10 protein-coding genes are annotated in these 22,559 nt (G+C 32.2%); 3 read left to right on the top strand and 7 right to left on the bottom strand.

All coding sequences use genetic code 11. The annotated features are described in order from the left end of the window. Positions 1-63: 63 nt before the first annotated feature. The 3 genes from ACFQ1K_RS06635 to ACFQ1K_RS06625 form a co-directional block, all read right to left on the bottom strand. The gene (locus tag ACFQ1K_RS06635; protein ID WP_320556673.1) at positions 64-1,689 is read right to left on the bottom strand and encodes an alpha/beta hydrolase-fold protein; all 1,626 of its coding nucleotides are present in this window, start codon (positions 1,687-1,689) and stop codon (positions 64-66) included. A gap of 228 nt (positions 1,690-1,917) precedes the next feature. Then, positions 1,918-3,300, bottom strand: coding sequence for a S41 family peptidase (locus tag ACFQ1K_RS06630; protein ID WP_320556674.1), 1,383 nt, complete (start codon positions 3,298-3,300; stop codon positions 1,918-1,920). A gap of 85 nt (positions 3,301-3,385) precedes the next feature. Next, positions 3,386-4,513 carry a helix-turn-helix domain-containing protein gene (locus ACFQ1K_RS06625; protein ID WP_320556675.1) on the bottom strand — a complete coding sequence of 376 codons (1,128 nt, stop codon included), beginning with the start codon at positions 4,511-4,513 and terminating at the stop codon, positions 3,386-3,388. Positions 4,514-5,222: 709 nt separating this feature from the next. Between ACFQ1K_RS06625 and ACFQ1K_RS06620 the strand changes: the two genes are divergently transcribed. Genes ACFQ1K_RS06620 through ACFQ1K_RS06610 form a run of 3 tightly spaced genes read left to right on the top strand, consistent with a single transcriptional unit; the run spans position 5,223 to position 8,047 of the window. After that, a complete protein-coding gene (locus tag ACFQ1K_RS06620) occupies positions 5,223-6,122 on the top strand; it encodes a hypothetical protein (protein ID WP_320556676.1) in 900 nt (299 codons plus the stop codon). Continuing rightward, complete coding sequence (locus tag ACFQ1K_RS06615; RefSeq protein ID WP_320556677.1) at positions 6,123-7,292, top strand: CHASE2 domain-containing protein; 1,170 nt, start codon at positions 6,123-6,125, stop codon at positions 7,290-7,292. It begins immediately after the preceding gene. Continuing rightward, positions 7,271-8,047, top strand: a complete 777-nt coding sequence (locus ACFQ1K_RS06610) for a hypothetical protein (RefSeq protein ID WP_320556678.1) — start codon at positions 7,271-7,273, stop codon at positions 8,045-8,047. Before ACFQ1K_RS06615 ends, ACFQ1K_RS06610 begins: the two co-directional genes overlap by 22 nt. Before the next feature lie 24 nt (positions 8,048-8,071). Here ACFQ1K_RS06610 and ACFQ1K_RS06605 read toward each other — a convergent pair whose 3' ends face one another. The 4 genes from ACFQ1K_RS06605 to ACFQ1K_RS06590 are packed head-to-tail and all read right to left on the bottom strand — an operon-like array spanning position 8,072 to position 22,488. Next, on the bottom strand, positions 8,072-12,397 hold the full coding sequence (locus tag ACFQ1K_RS06605) for a caspase family protein (RefSeq protein WP_320556679.1): 4,326 nt from the start codon (positions 12,395-12,397) through the stop codon (positions 8,072-8,074). A gap of 18 nt (positions 12,398-12,415) precedes the next feature. Then, the gene (locus ACFQ1K_RS06600; protein ID WP_320556680.1) at positions 12,416-15,403 is read right to left on the bottom strand and encodes a caspase family protein; all 2,988 of its coding nucleotides are present in this window, start codon (positions 15,401-15,403) and stop codon (positions 12,416-12,418) included. A 16-nt stretch (positions 15,404-15,419) separates the two neighbouring features. Further along, the gene (locus ACFQ1K_RS06595; RefSeq protein WP_320556681.1) at positions 15,420-18,632 is read right to left on the bottom strand and encodes a CHAT domain-containing tetratricopeptide repeat protein; all 3,213 of its coding nucleotides are present in this window, start codon (positions 18,630-18,632) and stop codon (positions 15,420-15,422) included. Between the two features lies 1 nt (position 18,633). Beyond that, positions 18,634-22,488: a CHAT domain-containing tetratricopeptide repeat protein gene (locus ACFQ1K_RS06590; RefSeq protein ID WP_320556682.1), complete on the bottom strand. Its 3,855-nt coding sequence runs from the start codon at positions 22,486-22,488 to the stop codon at positions 18,634-18,636. Positions 22,489-22,559: the final 71 nt, after the last annotated feature.

Here is a 22,559-nt window from a genome sequence, read left to right as displayed (position 1 = left end):
TTGTGTGAGCAAGTCCATATAAAACTAAATGGTTAGCTCGTTATAATCAATCATCATTCAATTCTATCTCAATGTTTCAAGCTCTTCTTCTGTAAAGATGCTATTCTTCTTATAATTGTCTTTACAATAAGCCAAGGCTTCTTTTCCTTTTTCCAGTTCAACCTTATTTTCAAGAGAAACTTTAGCAATGTGGTAAGTCATTCCAAGGTAGTATTCCTTAGGTAATACTGATCTTGCGCGTTCTAAGAAAGAGATACATTCCACGGCTTTCCCCTCTTTGATATAGGATGTTATAGGACGGTGAATATTGAGATAAAACACAATGTCCTCACAGTTGTCAATATCCTCTATCGCCTTGTTATAGGCCTCAATATTTTCAGCATACATATCCATCGAAAAATAGCCATTAGCAATATTTACAAAGTCTAGATTTTTTCCATAAAATAGCTTTTCTCTATTAACAAAATCGACGTAGTATTCCCACTCTTCTTTACTTTTCTTATTGGTGATATCCATCCAGTAGGTCCCCATCATGTCCATAGTAAAGATGGCATCAACCCCATAAGTTTCTTTAACGTTCGATAAATAGTTTTTATCGAAATCCATAATTGTGTCATATCCGTCTACAGCCGAATAATCCTGAAAAATAAATTTTAAACCGTCTAATAAAGAGTTTGGTACCATGGTTTGGTGATCTCCTTCTACAGTATTTTTAATAAACTTGAAGTTTTCATTGGGATTATCTTTACAGATTTTCTCCAGATCGTTGCCGAATGCGGTCCTGCCAGGACCATCAAGTGTAGCGTTCGCTAAATAATAGTAGATTGTTTTACGATTGTATTCATTTAAGAATGATGTCAGGGCGACTTCTTCTTTCTTCTCCAACCAGGTAGACATGCTAATAAAGCCTCTGAACGGATTATTCTCATTAAGCATCATTTTATGATTGTATTCCGCACCATTAGAATGTCCAACCATTGTGTTGAAGCCAGAGGTGCTGTAGTTGTTATCTATATAAGGCACCACTTCTTCAATCAAAAACTCTGTGAAGTATTTTCCGCTACGAATCCCATAAAAGTCATCGTTTCGTTGTGTTTGATAAATGCCAACAACAATACATTCAGGAATCATGTTAAACTGGGTTTGTGATAATGCATTGACATAACTTTTTGTAACCTGAAAATTTGCACTTTGAGCATCCGTGACGTAAATAACAGGATACGCTTTATTCGAATCGTAATTCATAGGCAGTGCAATCTTAAGAAGTCTTTTTGTATTCATATATTCTGAATGGATATAGCGAATGTCATAATTCAAACCTAACTTTTGTGCATCAATATTATCCGACCAAGTCTTAATAATAAAATCACTAGTTGTCGTGTCATTCTCGAGTTTTAGGTTAGGATTGTCATTAAACTGTTTTACGATACCTTCACTATTCCAATTGCCTTTTGTGAATTTGAACTCAGCAGGATAGGTAAGATCCAGAGTGATCTCTCTTTCAAAATCTGAGACTTTATTCAGTTTTACAGTTCCAGGATTCCAGTTCCCTAGTGATTCTTGATTACCAGTAATAAAAACCTCATCTGTTTTATTTGGAACAATAACCTTAATAGTTCTTTTTTCTTGTGCAAATAGGCTTCCTAAAAAAAGCATTGCTAGTCCGAGTACAATTGTTTTGTGATTCATTGGTTTATGTATTTTGTTTTGACAAATGTACCTTGAGGATAGCTTAAATATGCTAAAAACCACGGCTGAAATTAGGACTAGTCCCTAGGATGATTTTTTTGTATGTTCTACTAACATTGGGTTTTAAAGGTTATTGGTGTGAGTATTGAAACTTTTCAAATCAAGGCATGCGTTGATATGTGAATTCGATTATCTATTGAGTTCCATCAGTATCTCTTACCATTGAATCTATTCAGTTTTTATTCTCTTTAAGAGTTTTTCTAAAATTTCATCTTTTTCATTGGAAAGCTCATCATTAATTAAAATATCAGGAATTAAGCCTGTGCCGTTGTCAATCCCGCTAACCCTCTGAATTTTTCCCTTAGGCACCTTTACGGTTATTTCAGTTTTAGGTAATTTATATTCAAATATTGATGCGTATAAATTCGGAAACTCGGCCGTTTCTTCTCCTACAATGGTTCCAAATCCATAATCTTGAATTTGCGCGGAAGTTACTGTCGATTGGGAATAAGAATGTCTATTTACTAAAACGTAGATATTTCCTTTATACCTTTTTTCTTCCTTCTGGGGCTGATATTCATCCCAGTTGTAATCATAGATTTCTCCATCTTTGTGATTTAAGATTGACTTGGCATAAGCTTTTGTTGTATCCCTATGCTTACGAATGTAATCTTTTAAGATAGCACTAGACTTTAATTGAAATCTTGAATGCCACTTGAAGGGTCTATCGGCAAAATAGGACACCATATAATCCCCAAAAGTATCATCTCCCCCAGGATTATTTCTTAAATCAATAATTAAATCTGATAATTTGTTATTGTTTATTTCGATAAAAGCAGAATCTATAAAACTTTTGTACTTACTCAAATCACCATTAAATTTTCCCGGTCGGAGGTAACCAATGGAATTAGATAGTTTTTCAAATTTCCAATCCATCTTCATAATATCATAATTATAGCGCTCTGTTTCATAATCCACTGCCTTAATTGAATTTATCTTTTGCTTTGTCAAAACGCCATTTTTTTCAATTTCCACCTCAAATTCCTTCGCTTCTTTAAAAACTTGCCAATAATATCTTGGGAAGCTGAATGATTCTAGCAGTGCATTTTTAAAATACAGTCGCTCCGCTGGAATTTGAGTATAAATTTTCCTTAAAATCTGTTCAATTTGAGAACCGTTAATTGATTTTAATTCTGAACCAATAGTGATATTGGCATTTGTAGACCAGTTTTTTCTGATTAAAGCCTTGCCATTTTCAATAACTATTTCTAAAGGAAAATTTGTTCCTCCTAAATCCATATGGTCATAGTAAGCCTGCACAGGAAAATTAATCGTGGTATGTGCATTGTTAGCCTTAGCAATCATTTTTTGAAAAAGGTTGGTAATTTCAAAAAGAGATAAACTATCTTTTTGAATTTCACTTCTAACGGCTAAATAATTTTTATCAAATTCAGCTTTTGTGACATGTCCATATAAATTAAAATGGGCTTCTTCTAAAGATGATTTTAAGTATTTCAAATCAGATAACACATCTGCTTTAGAGAATTGTTGGCCTGTAATTGGTAAGCTTAAAAGAAAAACGATTAGAGTAATAATTTGTTTAAAATTCATTGTCCCGATAAATTTTGATAATAGATAATTTAATTTTTCAGTAAACGTAGACAATATTCTCACCTTAATCGACCGAGTGCTTCTATTAGGACGTCTTTTTTAATGTTCTTAAATACTCACTTGGTGTTTTTTGTGTGATTTTTTTAAAAGCATTGTTAAAGGTTGATTTTGAAGAAAAGCCACACTCTAAAGCATGACCTAATAATGAAAGTTGATCTCTATCATGAGATATTAATCTTTCTTTAAAGGCCTCAACACGGTAGGTGTTGACTATATCGTAAAAATTCTGATTCAAGTTATCATTGATTTTTGACGATAAGAGCCTTGGTTTCATTTCTAGTAAATCGGCTAACATGGCTAAATTTAAATCGGGATTCAAATAAGGTTTTCGGGTTTCCATAAGGTGTTTAAATTTGGAAAGAAAGTTTTGGTCCTTAGTTGCATTTGAATTTTTAGATTTTTTTTCAAATGGTTTTAAATTAACCACGTCTTGCGTCTTCTTCAAATAACCTTTAAATCCAATCCAACATGTTATTATGGCAAGTATTGTGAAATTTGGCAAAAAGTAATACTCACGTAAACTTTTATCAAAAATGAATCGGTCTATTTCTGTTACTATCCTCCATAAAAAATGATAGCTAATATAGATTAGAATTGGTGTTTGTAACCATTTAAGTGAAAGGTGTTCAATTTTAGAATAATATTCCTTAATCTGTTTTTGGTATTTTTTTAAAAGTATTAATGAAGCAATACTATAAGTCCAGATAGAAAGTACCCCAATCCATTGTTGAGTTAAATAGATATAGGAGTTAGTAGGCATAACATCCAAATATAGGCCATCAGAACCCGTTCTGTATATAGATGTTCTGTAGAAAATGAATTCTAGGAGAAGTGGAATAAAATGTATAAAATCTTTTTTTCGGAATTGAAATTGAGGATGTGTTATACATTTTGTGTAAAAATATAGTGCTGGTCCAATACCATATAACAACTCTAGTTGCATATATCTAAATACATGCAACATGTCGTAGTCCTTCATTACATTAACCACCACAATATTGATGGCAATTAAAGCATAGAAGAATACTAAAAGCGCTAAAAATATATTGGCTAAAGTTCTTGGTTTCTTAAAGGCCACCAAACCACTTAAAATCATGGCTTGTAATCCGCAGACGCAAATAATAGTAAACAATATAGTGTTTGATGTAACCATCTAAAAGTATTAAGTATCCAAGTTCGACTATCAAGGTATTGCAAATATCTACATAATATATGATTGAAGTTCAAAATTAATTTTTAGGTATATTATACCAACAAAAAAACTATCATATGATGGTATTACTGGCTTTTTAACTTATTGTAATAATAGTGTTGTTTCTCTAGTTTTAAATCTCAAGCACGACAGGTAAATACATTTTTCTTTCATATTCGGCTTGTAAAAGTTGTGATAGAATTTCGCTATTACGCATAAATATACACATAGCACCTTGTGCACACAAAATCTTTCATTGTGAGCAATAATTAAATCAAATTCTAAAATAAGCTCAAAAACACCACGTAAAACCTAATTATGAAAAAACATGTGTAGTAACCTCTAAAAACAAGACAAACAAAAAAGCCACTCCCTTAGAGAAATGGCTTAATGTGATCTTGCCACTGGAATTAAACCCTAATCACCAATACCTTTATTCATCTATGTTTTCAGCTTCCCTAAATTTCATGGTGAAGCCATGGTAAAACGATATTTTTATGTTTTCCAACATTAAAAATTCTTGGATATAAAAACAGGTATTACTTCTATATCTAATGATCAAAAACACGGGTGTAAACAATCAATAAACAAATAGAAATAACCTGTAGATGCTAAATTTTATAATTGTTAAATTTAATTTTTTAAATTACAAAGCCTAAAGTTGAAACATATGAAAAAAATTACCTCTATACTGCTACTACTATTACTATGCTCTTGTAAAGTACATCAAAGATCCAATATTCAATCTAACGAAGAATTTGTTATAGAAATGAAAAGAGCGGACACAAGGGGGGGATTGATTGAAACCGTTCTACAGGGTGTTTTTTTTGGTGCTTCTTACTTGGCAGAAAAAACATCGGAGTCTTTAGTGAGTAGATATTCTCAGTCACTTTCCCTAAACAATTACTACAACACAGACTTAGGAAGTGTAGAAAAAACCTATAAGGAAATACATATAAAGAAATATTCCAAACCCAATAACCCTCAAGAAAAAGAACAGATAACGTCTATAGTCAAGAATGAGTTCAATGCGATGCCAAAATCTAGAGGTAATACAGCTTCTTTAAGTGTGGATGATATTATAAGAATAGAAGAAGATGATCTGTTGAATTTCTTTGCAGTCATAGAATTAATTAGTGATCCTCAAAACCCTGGCATTACCAGATTGAGTTTTAATGAGCTTAGGGTTTTCTTTTCTAAAACTAAAGTTTACACGGATGAGAATTTAAATGCTAAGATTTCAATTTCAATTGAGGGGCAATGGAGAGGAAATGATGGTACTCCATTAAGTGCCACTTTAATTGAGCAAGAGTACGATTTTAAAAACCTGAAATATGGACCAGATAATTTAATTGATAAGCCCATATTATCACCTTGGTATTATGACATCCCAATTACAACACAATTAGATGACAACGACAATTTTGGAGTGGTGAAAATAAACGTAAGGCTAGAGGAGTATGAAGGTAATAAGAGTAAGTATATCAATAAATTACCAAGTATGCTAAGTGATAATAAAGATGCTATAATTTCTGATGGGGCTTCTGCTATTGAAAAAATATCAAATTAGTTGAAGAAAATTTTCCACAATAAATTGTTGTATAGAGATGCATTGCTATGTACCGTAATGACATTTGTTGTAGCGGGCTTACTTTATTTTGCATTTGTGAACCTTTCAATTCTAGATCCTTTTGAAAAAGCGTTCAAGGATTTTAAGTTTACGGATATCTTTTACTCTCAAAGATTCAATAAAGAGCAACGTAATGATAAGATCATTATCGTAAACATTAAGCATTCAGATCGTTTTCAAATTGCTGAAGCCATAAATACTATAGCAGAACAAAACCCAAAAGTAATAGGTCTTGATATCATTTTTAAAGAGCGTAAACAAGAGTTCATAGATTCTATTTTAAAGAATACTTTGCACAGACATAAAAATATAGTTACGGCGTATTTCAATGACAATGATTCAATTATCGATAACCATGATTATTTCAAACTAAATGCCGAAAAAAAAGGATTTATCAATTTAAACCTAAAAGGTCAAAACACGGTGATCAGAGAATTTATTGGCGTAAATGGTAAGGACGAAAAGGAATATTCGTTTGCAACTAAAATTGCTTTAGAAGCAGATTTTATTACTGAAGAATATGCCTTAAAAGAACTTAAAAAACCAATTCCTATCAATTATATTGGCAATAAGGATGTGTTTCTAAATTTTGAAATAGAAGAGGTTCTCAGTTCAGATAAAATCCCGGCGTTTAAAGATGCCGTTGTACTTCTTGGCTATCTAAGTGATGGTAACGAAGCGTATGATATCGAGGATAAACATTTTACCCCTTTAAACGAGGCATGGGTTGGGAGGGCAACTCCAGATACTTACGGAGTAGTTATCCATGCCAATATCCTAAACATGCTTTCACAAAAAAGTTTAATGTACAGAATATCCGTTTTTTCCACCTATGTTTTGGCGTTTGTACTTTGCTTCTTTTCCATATTTTTTGGAATGAAAATTTATAAACGCAATAGTTTTGTTTTTGATATCACGGAAAAGCTGGTGCAGCTGAGCATATCGGTAGTCTTTTTATATTTGGCTTTAGTATTGTTGCAGGTTAACATCTATATCAATGTTGTGCCTATAATTCTCCTGTGTTTGTTGGGACTTGAGATGATAGATTACTATGAACACTTGGTTATACAACTTAATAAAAAGTACGGATGGGAAAGTCATTTACTTTAATTTTAATAAGCTTGTTTACACTGGTTGCCAATGCGCAGGATAGCCTATGTGTTTTTAAAATTAAAGGAGTAGCCTTAGCAAAATTCGACAAAGCGAAAAAGCCAATAAAGAAAGGGGATATTTTGAACGAAAAGAACACGGTGTATCTTAACTCAACTTCTAATTTAACGCTAATTAATTCTGATGGTAAAGTCTTTAATCTTGAAAGTACAGGTGCCTACGATTATAGCGATATTCTAAAAAACGAACATTTAGAGAACCAAAAGGGCTTAACCTCTAGGTATTTCAAAATGATTTGGAAAGAACTTACAAATAAAGATGCTGGTAAAACCATAATTGGAGGCGTGTTTAGAGGTGATGTGTTTATGGAATTTCCATTAGATAGTGCTAGGATTGCAAGTTCAAAGATCAAGTTTAAATGGAAAGCAGATGAAAGCATTTCTGAGTATTACGTCTTTATAAAGGATAGTAACTCTGATGATGTACATAAATTTGCCACCAATGGCAATGAACTTACACTATATAAAGATAATCCAATCTTTTCTGGTTCTAAATCATTTGAATGGGCGGTGTCTACCAAAGAATTTCCAAATCTTAAAAACATTCCATTTTATACCTTTACCTTAATCAATAGGTCGGAATATGAAAGTCTTAAGTCTCAATTTGATGATTTGATTTCAGATTTAGAGGCTATAGGTCTATCTAGTATAGAAATTGAAGAGACACTCTGTAATACCTACGGTATTTGTAAATAATTTTAAGATTTGGTGGTCAATATTTTAGTACCACAAATCCCAATTGAGGTATTTGTTTGTTTCTCTGCTAGTAGGCTTTTGTGCACCATTTGTTATTTCGGGAACAGTTTTAAGTACATAACTTTTTAATTCATTTACAGTGATAATGCCGTTAGCATTAAGATCTGCTTCATAATCCAAAAGCCCCAATTTAATGGCATACGTAAAAGAACCATTTTGCCATCTTGATGATTCTAATGCGACACTGTTACCAGAAGCGGCTGTGATGGTCTCTAAACCTGTTGAGGAACTAAAACTGGAATATACATTTTGCATCAGTTCGAAGGCAGATGTAGTGGATGTACTGTTTTTTGGCTTCGTTGATGATCCTATAGCGCCTTTAGTCTTAAACGATTGTTTTTTTAAGACCGTAGAGTTGTTTTTTATTACCTCAGTTTCTTCTTCGATATCATTGTCTGAATCGTCCACAAGCCCAGAATAGCAAGCATCAATGAAGAGTAGTTTTTTTTGTGTATTGAGATCAGATAATAGTTGTTGAAGATGTTTTAGTCCCATTCCACGTGCACTCGGATTTTCAAAATCAATATCATGTGTTGCAAAATAGAAGTCATTATTACTATCTAATAGTCCGTGTCCTGAAAGAAAAATTATGATTTTATCATTCAGGTTAGTTTGCATATTTTGAAAAACTTGCTCTATATTTTCCTTAGTAACATTAGAATCGTACAACTCAAAGGTTTTGACAGTATCATAAGCATCAGATTGTTTTTTAAAAGCATTAATTAAATCTTGTCCATCTTTTACCGCATATTTAAGATCATAAATGGAATCCTGATATTTTGACACACTAATGGTGCATATTATTAAGTTATTATTGGCCTCTTTCAATCTTGAGGTCACTTTGATTTCTTTACCAAGAGTTGAATTATTAGCAAATATTTGAATATGATTTTCTCCGTAAGATAGCGGTAGGTCGTTTAAACTATTATCTTTTTCATTCAAGCTTTTTACAGTACGTCCATTTATTAGTTTTGTAATACTAGCAACTGTATTTCCGTTTTTTAGTTTTATGTCAACTTTATTGCTATCTGTTACTAAGTTTTGTTGGGGATAGTCTATATTCAATAATTCATTGCTGCTATTAACTTGAGCGTCGTCTTTTATATCATAAAATTTTCGTCTTAACTCGGAAGCCTTTTTGTACAATTTCAGATTGCTTGGAGTTGTTTTTCCAATTGATTTCAAGACTTTATCAGGTCTGTTTTTTTCAATGTCTAATAACTTATCGTAAAAAAGCTCACCTTTTATTTCCCTTAGAAAAGCGACTTTATTAGCATCTGAAGACGTGTAAAATCCCTCTTTATTAACGGTAATAACTTCACTATTATAGTCTTCATACATACTGGCAAGTAAACTGGAGTTGAAGGGATTTCGGAGTTGTACTTCACCATTTGAAAGTACAATAATCAAATACTCTTTAGAATTGGTTAGTGTCACTCTGGTTGGTCTCGATTTTAAAGGAATAAAATCACCCCATTTTGTAGTTTTAGGGTCGAATGCTGATAGACCAAACATTTTTTGATTTTTGGAAAATACCGTAGACCATATAAGAGAATCATTAGTTTTAGTTAATAGTGTAACTCGCGAAAAACGCTCTGGGATAAGGATAGTATCATTAGATATTTTATTTTTTAGATCATATTTAATGAGTGCGTTTAATTCTGACTTTAATATTTGATTATTTCCAATGTTTACAACTCCAGTTTCCGTTCTAAACAAATATAAATTATTAGAACTTATGTCTTTTTTCTGCAATTTGTTAGATCCCTTCTCCCAGAAATAATAAAAATTAGAGGACGAGAATGTAATACTGCTATCGGCATCTATGAAATTTTGGTTGTAATAAAGTTCAGGTTCATTAACTAAAATTTTATTCTTTTCTAAATCAACGATGATTAGACCAGGATTATAACGGTCACCAGGTTTGGTAAAAAATAAGTACTTGTTTGAGGCTAGATAAATTGGTTGATAATACCTCGATATCCCAATCTTTGAAATATCCAGACTATCCGTTTTTACTTTTTGGTTATTAAAAAAGTATCTGGTTTTAATTAAATAATTAGGTGTGTCTTCATTATAACCGTTGTCTGTTATATAAAAGTTTAGAGCATAGTTCTTAAAAACCTTAGTAAAGCTACTACGGTTAAATTTCTTTTCTACCTGTAAGTTTGAAAGGTTAATTATTGAAGCGTTTAAGCTTAAATAATTGCCGCTATCTGATATCTGATCTACAGGTTGGTTATATTCTGTTATCGTTTTAATATCCGTAAATTCATTCACAGAAATAGCAAAGAGTTGATTGTCTTCTAACCAAGCTAATAATTTATCGCCTTTGGCATTTAATGATAAATTGCTAATCTGTGCGTAATAATCATCATCATTATTAATTGTAAATCCTCCAACGGTAACACCTTTATTGTAGTCATAGCAAACGACGCTATTGCTTGAATATTTTTCGATGTAAAAAATCCATGGTTCACTTGGGTGAAAACATACTATTTCACCGAAGTTATCATCAACGATGGTGAATCTCTCAGGATTGGCAATATTTATGATACGTTCTTCATAGCTATCACTGTTTGTTAATATTCGTTTTTTGCCATCGTAACCCAGAATTTCTAGGTTACTTGATTTGTATTCATAAAAGGGAATATTGGAATTTTCTGATATCCTGTAAAATTTTAATGTGTCCTCTTCGGGATAATTGTCATTGTAAACAGCAATGATTCCAGAGGATTTATCATAATACACTTTAATACTTCTCAGATCAGTATACTGGTTGTATAAGGTTTTTAAGGTGTCTTTTGTTTTGTAGTTAACCAAATGTAAGTTTTTGGAACTATCATATAAAAACATTGATTGGTCATTCTCATTTATTTTAAGAATGTTTCGATTTTCGAAGGATTCTTCTAATTCAAATCTACCATCATTGAACTTGTAGAAGTCAAATGTGGATGCATCTTGATATTGGGTCTCATCAAAAAACGTAACCGGCACTTTTGTACTATCTAGATCAAAGCCGTAAATAAGATTGTTTTTAACACCTTGTATGGCTGCAGTCTTTTTATGTGTTAGGATTTCGGTTATAGTATTGGTCTCAACGTTCCAAATGTATTTTTCATAATCGGTGTAAGATTTATTTGAATTATAATTAAAGTACTGAATCAGGACATTTTTGTTATCCAAAAATTCAGAGGTTATAATTCTTTTTGAAGAATTTTTACTTAACCAACGTTTGGTAGAAGCTATAAGATGAAGTTTTAGAGGCTCAATTAAATAAGTGTTTTTACCATAATTAATCAGTAATTTCTTGTGTTTTTGTAAATATTGAACATGATTTACAACACCATAGCGTCCAGCCTCAAAATAATTTTGAAATTCTTTTTTGTCAGTATCGTAGTAGCGAATATCATCAGTTCCGCCCATCCAAAGCCCATTGTCCTGCCATGTAAGCTCGCCACCATATGGAGCTTTATCTAATTTTTTTCCATTTTTAATATCGAAAATGTAAGTAATAGGGTCATAATTCTCGTCTAAGGAAATAGCGATTCTTCTTTTATCATCACTCACAGCTATACTTTCTATATCAGACTTATTCTTGATGAAAGACCTTTCAATCTTACCTTCTATGAGATTATATAAAACTACCGATGTTTTATCAGAAAATTTACCGATTTGTAATACTGCATTTTGCTTGTCTATTTGCTTTATTAACCCTATGCCTATAAATTCATTGTAGTCATTCTTGGGCATATTATCTAAGGCGGTAATAATTTTACTGTTTAGGTCTATTTTAAAAAGAGAAGACTGAAACCCACTCCTAGGAAAACCCATTCCTACATATAAGGTGTTATCAGTGAACAATAAAACTCCACCTCCTATATTTTCAGACTTATTGGGAGAAAAGTATTTTGAAGTTTCAGAATCTGAATTATAAACTATAGGCCCATAATCACCAGGTTGAAATTGATATTTTAATTCGTTTGTTTCTGTATTCCAAACAAAAATATTGCCTTGACCGTCTATGGCTGCTATTTGCTTATTATTTGGATTAAAAGCGATATCATCAATTCTATTTCCGTAGGTTTGATATTTGGACTTTACTTTTCTGAGATTAATATCCCATAAAATGACTTGCCCATCATTAGATCCACCTGTTGCAAGCGATAATTCATCATGACTAACCTTAAAAGTACTAATCCAACCGGAATGGCCAAACTGTAAAACTTTATCTTGAGAATAGGAGAGAAGATTAAAGAACAATAAAATAAATGCTAGAAAATACTTCATAGACAGATTTGAGAAAGCTTAGTTTAAGATATACTTTGTTATGGTATTTGTGCTATACAATTCCTTTAGTTTATTGGACCTAAAAAGTGTTTGATCTACTTTTCTTCTCATGGCTTCACCTTCAGAAAAATTGCCTTTAAATTTCAAGTAGACCGAAGCCAATAAGTAATCTGTGGTCTTATCAATCTTAGTTAGGTAATTGTAGTAATAATCAACATTTTCCGAATTGTTGAGGTCAATACTTGCTTTTGTCAAAACGCGTAATAAATCCGCATTAAGGGATTTAGAATTGGTTTTACTGATGTTTGGCAAAGCTACCTTAAGTGCTTCCACAGGATTATTTATTAGATATAAATGGTTGGCATATACTAAGGCAGTGTTTCCGTTGTTTTCAATATTGTATGCAAGTTTATAAAGCTTGGTTACGTCTTCCGGAGTACCAAATTTGCTTTTATCCCTAGCCTTTGTATGTAAGTACGCAATGATTTCGTTAGTTGTATTGCTATCAGCGGAACTTTGAGACGCACTTATTAAATTAGACGCTGCTTTTTCTGTCTGATTAGTTTCAATTTGGCTAAATCCTAAACTTTTATTCCCTTTTATAAATGTTGCATCAATTGAAACAGCTTTTTCAAAAGCTTTTATAGCATTATTAAAATCTTTGGTTTCAAAATAGGTTTGTCCTAAAAGATGATAAAAATCTGGAATATCATTATTCCTTGCAATTGCCTTGTTTAAAAGTGCAATGGATTTGTCCTGTTGATTTTCAGAATTATAAAGCGAAATTAAAGCTTCATAGGCAGGAATGAAATATGGATTTTTCTCTAGTGTTTTAAGATAAAGTGCTTGCGATTTTCCAGTGTCATTCAATTGATCCTTAGCGTAATTGGCATAGTAATAATAAGGTTCTGGACTATTTGAGTTTGCCTTAATCGCCGCTTCAAAAGATGTTTTAGCATCTAAAGGTTTTCGCATTGTAGATAATAACCAACCTCTACCAGCATAAGCTTTTGCATTGTAAGGGTCTAAACCTATGGCCTTCCTGTAAAGTGAATCCGCAAGGCGTAATTGGGAAAGCTTAGATTTCTTAAACCTTAAAAAATCTGCATACTCACAATACACTACTGAATTTTCTGGCTCATAATCAATGGCATTTAGCAATAACAGTTCTGCTTTGTCTTCTGGTATTTGGTTGTCTTTAATGTAATTTAAAAGCCCATACCCAAACACAGAATTGATGGAATCTGTTTTTACGGCTTTATTATACCATTCTAAAGAGGCTTTAGTGTTTCCTTTCGCCTTTTGAATGTTACTCAACCCTTGTAAGGCTTTCATATTGTTTTTATCAGTTTCAAGAACCTTTTTGTAATATGACTCTGCAACGGCGAGCTTTCCTTGCTTTTCATTAATTTCACCTAGTTTTAAGTTCGCGTTCACTCCTTTTTCGCCTAGAGCTTGATTTAAAGTGTTTTTAGCGTCTTCAAACTGATATTGGTCCATAAAATTATCACTGATACTAGTAATTGGTTTCTCCCAACTGGCAATTAAACGTTTTGCCTTGTTATAATGGTAAAATGCACTGTCATAGACCTTGAGCTCATTATAAACCTCCCCTAATGCATTGTGAATGTAAGCAGCTCTAGGTTCGAGTTTTATGGCTTGCTGAAGTTGACGTTTGGCTCTGGGAAATTTTGAATAATTATTAGTGCGGACAATAGCATAAGCTTCTAAAAGTAATTGAGAGGCTTTAATGCGGTCTTTTAAAAAACCATCTTCACCCATTAGCTCCAAGCAAATTTCAAGATGCTTTGATTGCTTTGAAAATTCTCTACTATAGGGTAAAGTCTTAGTTCCGTCTATATATAAATTGATCAAAGCTTGTGCTTCACTTGATAAAATTTTTAGTAAAGTGCTTTTCATTTTATTGGTAACCGCATCTGGTATTGAAACGTCATTGATCGAGGCTTTGTAAATTTCATATGCACTGGAGCTTTTACCGTAATAAGATTTCCGTTCTATGGCATCCTTGAATTTTTTTATAATTGCACCAGCAGTTTTATCTTTTAAATCAGTTTCTGTGATACCTCTAGCCGCTAGCTTTTTGGTGTTTTCTATGGATTTACTGAGGGTTTCAAAAGCGATGAGGTTATCATTTGGCTTTACATTTTTTAATACAGCTCTGTCATTTTTGGTTCTAACAATAGGTGTTTGGGTTTTATTATGCTTTTTTGAAACAGCGGTATTTACATTATCATAGAGATAATCATCTATTTCACGAAAAATAATGGATTGGTCTGCATTGCTATCAGCGTTTCCTGCTAATCCTTTTACGAGATAGTAGGTGAAATAACCATGTTTTAAATCGTTACTTTCGTAGGACAGTTCATTAGAACCGCAACTTAGAAATTTAGAGGAATTCTCGAACATAGCTTGTATGGTTCCCATATTTTTTTGGGTACCATCTTCAAATACAAAACCAGATCTGCACGCATCTAATATGAGATACACCTTTACACCTTTGGTAGAAAGATTGTTAATTACGGTGTTTAGTAAGTTGAGGGTAAGTACACCACCAGAGTAATATTCTTGGTGTGCATTGGCATCAGAAGCTAATAAGAAACCTTCCTTTTGCCCAAAATCATCTACAACGTCACCGTGACCTGCAAAATAGAGGTAGAGGATATCATCTTTTTGTGAGGCATTAAATAGATTTTTTAGCTCTTGCACAATGTTTAGTGCAACAGCATCTTCGTTAATAAGAAGCTTAATGTTATCATCTTTTAAACCTTCAACTTCACTTAGATAGTTTTTAAAAAGTGCGGCATCATTATCTGCATAATTAAGTTTTAAGGCTTCTTCTTGATAATCGGAAACACCAATTACTAAGGCACGCTTTGTACCTTCAGTTGAAATGTTAATTTCACTTGGTTTAGAGCCACGTCCTTTGTCTTGTGAAAAAATAGTGGTAGCAAGAAATAAAAATGTATAAACAAGTACTTGTCTCATTACATAAATATAGATATTATTCTAAGAACACAAAAGCAGCCCATTTCTCCGGGTTGTCTTTGTATTTAGTCGACATTTCTAACTGTGTGTTTCTAAATGCTTCTCTTATAGGTTCTCCTTTGAGCCAGTTCGTATAAAAGATGCTCATAAATTCAGCGGTTTCCGCATCGGGTACTTCCCAAAGACTCATTATTAGCATGTCTACACCGGCCATTTTAAACGCCCGTTGCAAACCATAAACACCTTCACTACCATCTATATCACCAAGTCCTGTATCACATGCCGACAAAACAACTAATTCTGTTTGTGAAAAATCTAATGTTGAAATTTCTTCCGCAGTTATAATGCCATTTTCTTTTTCGTTGGGTGGGCAGCTGCCATTTACCCATGCGTAGTTTGCACCACTAAATAATAAGCCAGTTCTATTTAATGGGTTGTAATCTGTCTTATATTTATTAATTGTTTTAGTTCTAAGTAATGATGTTTTTTCTTCGTTGTTTTCAAAGAAAAATCCGTGTGTAGCAATATGTAATATTTTAGGACTATTTCCGCTTAGACTTTTAAAATAATTTTCGCTGGCAAGAGTACCTGTCAAAATTTCTTTGTCTTTATTTTCTCTCAACAGTAAAGTATCTATAGTATTAACTTCAGCTAAAGTGCCAGGTAAATAATTCCATGTGTTATTTCTTTCCGACCTATTTAATTCTAATAAGTCAATAGACTGAGGCTCTTGTACTTTTTCATTTATGTCTTCTTTTATCTCATAATCATAAGTTATTCCTCCAACTAATACTACATCATTTGGTTTTGGATTGTTGAGGTTATTTGTAATTTCGTAAGTACTACTTAATTGAACTAAATTGTACTTGTTAATTAATACATCTTCATTAATTTTAATGGATGAAAACGAGATGTTGTGCAAAATACCTGATGGCGCAAAATATACAGTTGTTATATCATTAAGTTCCTGTTCTAAAGGCTTCCAAATGAGTTGATATAATTCTGAAGTATTTGAGGTCTGACTCGTTGATTTTGCTTTAGAACCTCTTGTATTATATAGTTCTTTTGGGTCAGATGACTTGGATATTAACTCTTTTAATTCTGTTTCTTCAAAAAGTGTGATAATCTTGGGATAAGTATAGGCTTGTTTTATAATATAAGCCACATAATAAGTGCTATCTGAAACCTTATTAGTAAAATAATTGAATCTCGAAAACTCAATGGCAGCTTCTTTTTGTTTGAGTTGGTCCCTGACCTTTGTCCATTTTTTCTCAAAGTTGATGGGTTCTTTAAAACGCTCGTTATACAATTGCACTAACTCGATTTCTAGGCTTTGAATGGTCTTAGTAAATTCCTCTTTAAACTCATTAAACTTCTCGTTGTTTTTATCTTCTATTCTTTGTAAAAATTGCTTATTATCTACATAGTCATTAATGAGTTTGTTGATTTCTGGCTCATTAAGTGTTTTGAGTTTTTGTATAATATTTTTTGCCTGATTTAATAGCAAGCCTTTTAATATGTATTTGTTTTCTAGATTAAGTGCGGTCAGTTCATCTTTTGGATTGTCTAAGTTAATAGATTCGTAAATGTTAAAAGACGCTTCAATTTCTGTTAGAAATATTCGTTTTAAGTCATTAGTGCTAAAACTAAATTGTTTTACAAGTTGCTGCTTTGTTAAATCATTGGCTTGTTTTACATTTTTAATGAGGTCACCATATTGTTTTTCACATTTTTGAGAAATGATCAAACTGTTAAGCGCATCAATGTAATCAGGGTTGTCTTTACCATAGTAGGTTTTTAATTTCTTAATGGCTTCATCTAAAAGTACTGCAGCTTTTTTACATTGATGATCCATAAGATAAACATTAGCCAATTCTACCTGTTTTTGCCAATAATTAGGGTAGTTTTTATCTTCTTCACTAAGCGTACTTTCTATATTTTTTATGGCCTCTTTGTATTTTTTTTGTTCAACCAGAATAGCGCTAAGATTGTCTAAACATACTCTATAGGCATTGTCTTTTATTGATAGGTTATAAGTCTTTGCTTTGTTAAAGGCTTCCTTTGCGAGTTTTTCCGCTTTTTCTATGTCTTCCAAATTAAGATAACACAAACTCAATCTAGACATTAAAACTGGAAGCGTTGGCGCACTTTCGCCTGTAGAAGTTTTAGTTAATCCAATAATAATATTTAGGTAGTCTTTTACTTGTTCATAGTTTTGAAGTTTCCAGTGGAGACCACTTAAAATTTCATAGTATTGTATTGAACTAACTTTTGGGTTTGTTTCATCTAATTCTGTTAGATCAATACCTTTACTGGCGTAGTAAAAGGCTTTTTTAAAATCTGAAGTTTCAGTAAAACAAGCCGTTAAAAACATGTAGGTGTTACCAAGAGCCTTGTCATTTTCGCGGTCATTGAGTTCTTCAAAGATTTTTGAGGCTTCTAACAATACATTTTCGGCCTTATTAAAATAACCGAGATTAACATAAATACCACCAATGCTCGTTAATAGATTAGCATAATTAGAGTTATTAGAACCGTATTTTCGCTTAATATAATTTAGACTTTCTTTTTCTATTGCTATAGCATCTTCCAGTCTTCCTAAACCTTGATAAATACTAGGAAGATTATTATATCTGAGATTGTTGTATGCAGTTTTATCAAAATAGATATTATCCTTTAGAATTTCTAATCCATCATTTAAAATTTCAAGTGCTTTTTTATAATCACCTGTTTCTCTATATAATCCAGCCAAATTTGTAAGTCCGATGCCATACATCATATGGTCTTCACCATATACAATTTTAAGTAAATCGTTAGATTCTATATATTTTTCTTCAGCAAGTTTAAAGGCTTTGTTGTTAATATAGATATTTGCCAAAATGGTAAGAGCATTAGCATATTGTTCATTTGTTTCTCCGTATAAAGCTTTGAGCCCAATTAGAGCTTTTTCCATAGGTTCTTGGGCTAAATCGTTCTTTTCAGTTTGAACAAGGACAACCGCATAAGAATATGCAGTTGTCATATATTCATTAGATTCAACCTTAAATATCTTATTAGCTAAATCAAGTGCATTTTTATAGGCATTGGCAGCCTTATCCAATTCTTGATAGCTGAAATAATAGTTTCCGTTATCAATATGTTCTTGCCATTTGTTATAGTCTTCATCATTTTGAGAAAAAGCTATAAGCGAAAAGTAAAGTGCAAAAAAAGTAAATTTTATAGTTTTCATTTTATTCAATCAAGACAAAGGCAGCCCATTTTTCTGGGTTGTCTTTGTATGTATTTGACATTTCTAATTGTGTGTTTCTAAATGCTTCTCTTATAGGTTCTCCATTAAGCCAGTTGGTGTAAAAGATATTCATAAATTCTGCGGTTTCCATATCAGGTACTTCCCAAAGACTCATTATTAGTATATCCACACCTGCCATTTTAAACGCCCGTTGCAAACCATAAACACCTTCGCTACCATCTATATCGCCCAGTCCTGTTTCGCAGGCTGAAAGTACTACCATGTCCGTATTGGATAGATCTAAGTTTGAAATTTCCAAAGCAGTTAAAACACCATCATTTTCAGAATTGGCATTTTCACTATTTTGCCATGCGATATTAGCACCTGCAAATAACAGGCCAGAGCGCAATAGTGGATCTTCGGCTTTTTTGTATACGGTGGTTTCAGGTGAATTGAATCTATCACTATCGTTATGGTTTTTGTTTTCAAAAAAGAAGCCATGTGTTGCGATATGAATAATTTTTGGGCTATTTGCATTTAAGGATTTAAATGCACTTTCGGTAGCTTCTTTGTCAGTTAAAACTGAGATTGATTTTCCGTGTTTTGAAAATAATTTTTGAATCGAATTAACTTCGTTTAAAGTACCTGGTAAATAATTCCAAGACGATCCTAAACTTCTTGTTCCTGAAACAGATTTTAAATTGGAAAGTTCATAGGCAATATCACTTTTATCTGAAGTTTTAGCTGGTATGCCATTATAATCTATACCACCAATAAAAAGTGTGTTTTCTTTATTAATAGTATTCTTAAGATCCGTTATATTAAAACTATTAGTTAATTGAACTAGATTGAATTGACTAGCTAAAATATGTTTTCCTTCGGTGTCTAAAGCCGCAAAGGGAATTTGGTTAAGTAAACCGCTAGGTGAGTAGTAGATGGTTTCTATGTTTTCTAAATAAGGTTCTAAAGGTGCCCAAAGAAGTTCGTAAAGTCCTTTTGTGTTTGTAGTGTTTTTTGCTTTGGAACCTCTAGTTTGATATAGTGAATTTGGATCTTGTTTTTTGAGTGCATTTTTAAGGTCTTCAAGTGAAACGAGTTGCACAATTTTTGGCTTGTCCCAAGTTGAATGAATTAAGTAAGCTCCGTAAGCACGTTCGCCGCTGAGATAATTACCCTCTCTCGTTTCGAATTCTACAAACTCAATAGCAATAGCGTTTGGAGTTAAGTTCTTTTTTATAGTTAACCAATCTTTGTCGAAATTTTCGGTACTCTTCCTGTTTTCTGAAGTATTATATAGCTTAACCAGCTCTGTTTCTAGAGCATTAATTCGACTTCTCAAGTTTGCAGTCTTCTCAGTATTACTTAAGATTTTTGGGTCGGAGAGCTGATATTTTAAATTACCGTAATCATCAATTTTAGACTTTATTTCAGGATCATTAGATTTTGATAAACTTGATATAATCTCTTTAGATGTATTTAAAAGTAAACTTTTAAGCATTAATTGATTATTGAGTCCTATACCAATTAAGTTGCTATATTCTTCATCATCTTTAAAAATTGAAGCATTCAACCAATCATTATACATTGAAAGTTGTTGCATAAATTTTTTCTTGTCTTCTTCATTTCTGTATGTGAAGAGATCTTTTAACTGGTTTTTAATACCTTCTGCTTGTTCTTTATATTTTTCTATAGCTTGATCGGTTTTACCTAGTTGATCTAAAGTTCTCCCATAATTGAAAAGCATGTTACTGTATGTATCGCTATTCTTATCTACAGTCTTTTGAAAAACGGTCGATACGGATTGGTATAACCTTGATGCGTATTCATAATTACCCATTAAGGCGGAAATTTTTGCTTTATTATAAAGTACTTTGGCATAATAAAAACTTTCAAACCCATAATTAGAGATAAGATTCTCTTCAATTTTCACTATAAGCTGTAGCGCAGTTTCGTAATCTTTATTGGCTACTAAATCTTTAATGTAATATTCAGCTATTTTTATAAACTCAGGAGATCCATAGTCTAGATGCTTTTCAAAGACCTTATAGGCTTCTGTGAAATAGTTTTGAGCTTTATTATAATCTCCTAAATAATAATATAAGGAGCCATAATTGAAAGCCGCATTGCCGTATTGTAAAGAGGTATGATCAAAATTATTATTTATAATTTCAAAGGATTGTTTTTCACTTTTAGTAGCTTCATTAATATCACCTATAGACAAAAGTGCGGAAGCTTTTCCATGTAAAGCAAGAGCCATGTTCTCTGATGTTTCTAAACCACTTTTAGAATAAATATCAATGGCTTTTTCGTAATGGTATAAACTTTGTTTGAGGTTTCTTTTGGTATCGTATAGCTGAGCAAGATTTAGTAGTAGAGATGTAAAGGCAATACTGCCAGTATCATTGTTATTCTTAAAGATAGCTTCACTTTTAAGAAAATAGTCCTCAGCTTTAATATGTTCGCCAGTTTCAAATAAGTAAGTACCAAAATTCATTAAAGCTATGGCATAATCCTGACTGTTAGGATTTAATAACTCCGTTTTAGTTTTTAAAACCTCTTCATGTAAAGATTTTGCTTCGTCATATTTGCTTAGTTTTTGATAGATGTAAGCTAAATTGCTTTTAAGATGAGATTTATCCAAAGCATTGTAGTGAAAGCTTAATTCAGCTAGGTCTATAGATGTCTTAATAAACGTTTCTGCCTTTTCGAAGTCGGACTTTTGCATGTAGAGCATACCTAAATTGTTGACGACATTTAGATAGGCTTTAGAATCGGTATGTCCATTTACTTGAAGCGTTTTATAAACCTCTTCACTTAGTTTTAAAGCAGGATCGTAGTTAGCCGTATCAATAAGTAATCTAATATAGTTGGTTTTTTGCAATGCAAATAAAGGACTTGTAGCACCCAAAGCATTTTCTAAATGAGGAAAACTAGTTTCGTAAGCTAATTTTGCGTCTTCAATTTTATTTTGATAGTAGGCTGAAAGCCCAATATAATTTGTAGCGTAGAGATAGAATTCAGCATTTTCTATACTCTTTAACCATGGATCATTGAGTAAATCTTTAAACTTAGATTCAGATTCCGCGAAAAAACCTTGTTTGTAAAGACTTAAAGCATAATCGTAGTTTAACTTTCCAATATTGATATATGGGTCTTTTTGATAAGGCTCTAAATTAGCTTCCATGTTTTTAAAATAGATTAGAGCTTGAGCATAATCTTGTCTGTGATAATAGGTATAAGCTAAATTAAAGACTATATAAGGGTAGTGTATATGATCTGTAGACTCTAATTGCTTATGTATGCTATAGGCTTCCTCAAGATTTTCGATAAAAGCATTTGTTTCTTGAAGATTTTTGTTGATGAGAGATATTGCAAAAAGCTGTTCAGCATAAGGTATGGATATTTTACCGCTCTCTTTGGCTATACCGTTTAAGTATTGCTGCCTGTACTCTAAAGCTTTATTAAGGTCGTATTTTTCGTAACAAGATATTAGGCTGTTTAGGATTTGTTTACCGTAGTCGACATTCATATTTTCGACGCTGCTTAAGAGTTCCATTGCTTTGGTAAAGGACTCTGCTGCATTTTTAAAGTCTCCGAGACTTTGGTAAGATAATCCCAAATAATCATAATTGTAGATAGGGTAGTACTGCGTTTTCTCGTCGGTACTAAAGTTTATTTGATTTATATATTCAGCTGCTTTTTTTAACTTTTCTACAGCATCAGTATAGTTTTGTTTAGAATATAAATCATACCCTTCATTATAGAATTTTAGCCATGTATCATAGGTTTTGTAATCTTGGGCAAAACACAAATAAGATGGCATTAAAAACAGTATGAAGATTAATTTTAATTTCATGAAAAATAATTTTTTAAGACCATTACCAACTAAAAACTGATTATGCCAAATAAATATTGACTAAAACTTTA

The organism is Winogradskyella aquimaris, assembly GCF_042676105.1.
Classification (GTDB): Bacteria; Bacteroidota; Bacteroidia; order Flavobacteriales; family Flavobacteriaceae; genus Winogradskyella; species Winogradskyella aquimaris.
This window is presented reverse-complemented; position numbering and strand designations above follow the sequence as displayed.

Bases quoted from the DNA above. Each gene is read 5' to 3' on its own strand.
- ACFQ1K_RS06630 (WP_320556674.1), bottom strand. From the start codon at position 3,300: ATGAATTTTAAACAAATTATTACTCTAATCGTTTTTCTTTTAAGCTTA.
- ACFQ1K_RS06620 (WP_320556676.1), top strand. From the start codon at position 5,223: ATGAAAAAAATTACCTCTATACTGCTACTACTATTACTATGCTCTTGT.
- ACFQ1K_RS06605 (WP_320556679.1), bottom strand. From the start codon at position 12,397: ATGAAGTATTTTCTAGCATTTATTTTATTGTTCTTTAATCTTCTCTCC.
- ACFQ1K_RS06625 (WP_320556675.1), bottom strand. From the start codon at position 4,513: ATGGTTACATCAAACACTATATTGTTTACTATTATTTGCGTCTGCGGA.
- ACFQ1K_RS06590 (WP_320556682.1), bottom strand. From the start codon at position 22,488: ATGAAATTAAAATTAATCTTCATACTGTTTTTAATGCCATCTTATTTG.
- ACFQ1K_RS06610 (WP_320556678.1), top strand. From the start codon at position 7,271: ATGGGAAAGTCATTTACTTTAATTTTAATAAGCTTGTTTACACTGGTT.
- ACFQ1K_RS06600 (WP_320556680.1), bottom strand. From the start codon at position 15,403: ATGAGACAAGTACTTGTTTATACATTTTTATTTCTTGCTACCACTATT.
- ACFQ1K_RS06635 (WP_320556673.1), bottom strand. From the start codon at position 1,689: ATGAATCACAAAACAATTGTACTCGGACTAGCAATGCTTTTTTTAGGA.
- ACFQ1K_RS06595 (WP_320556681.1), bottom strand. From the start codon at position 18,632: ATGAAAACTATAAAATTTACTTTTTTTGCACTTTACTTTTCGCTTATA.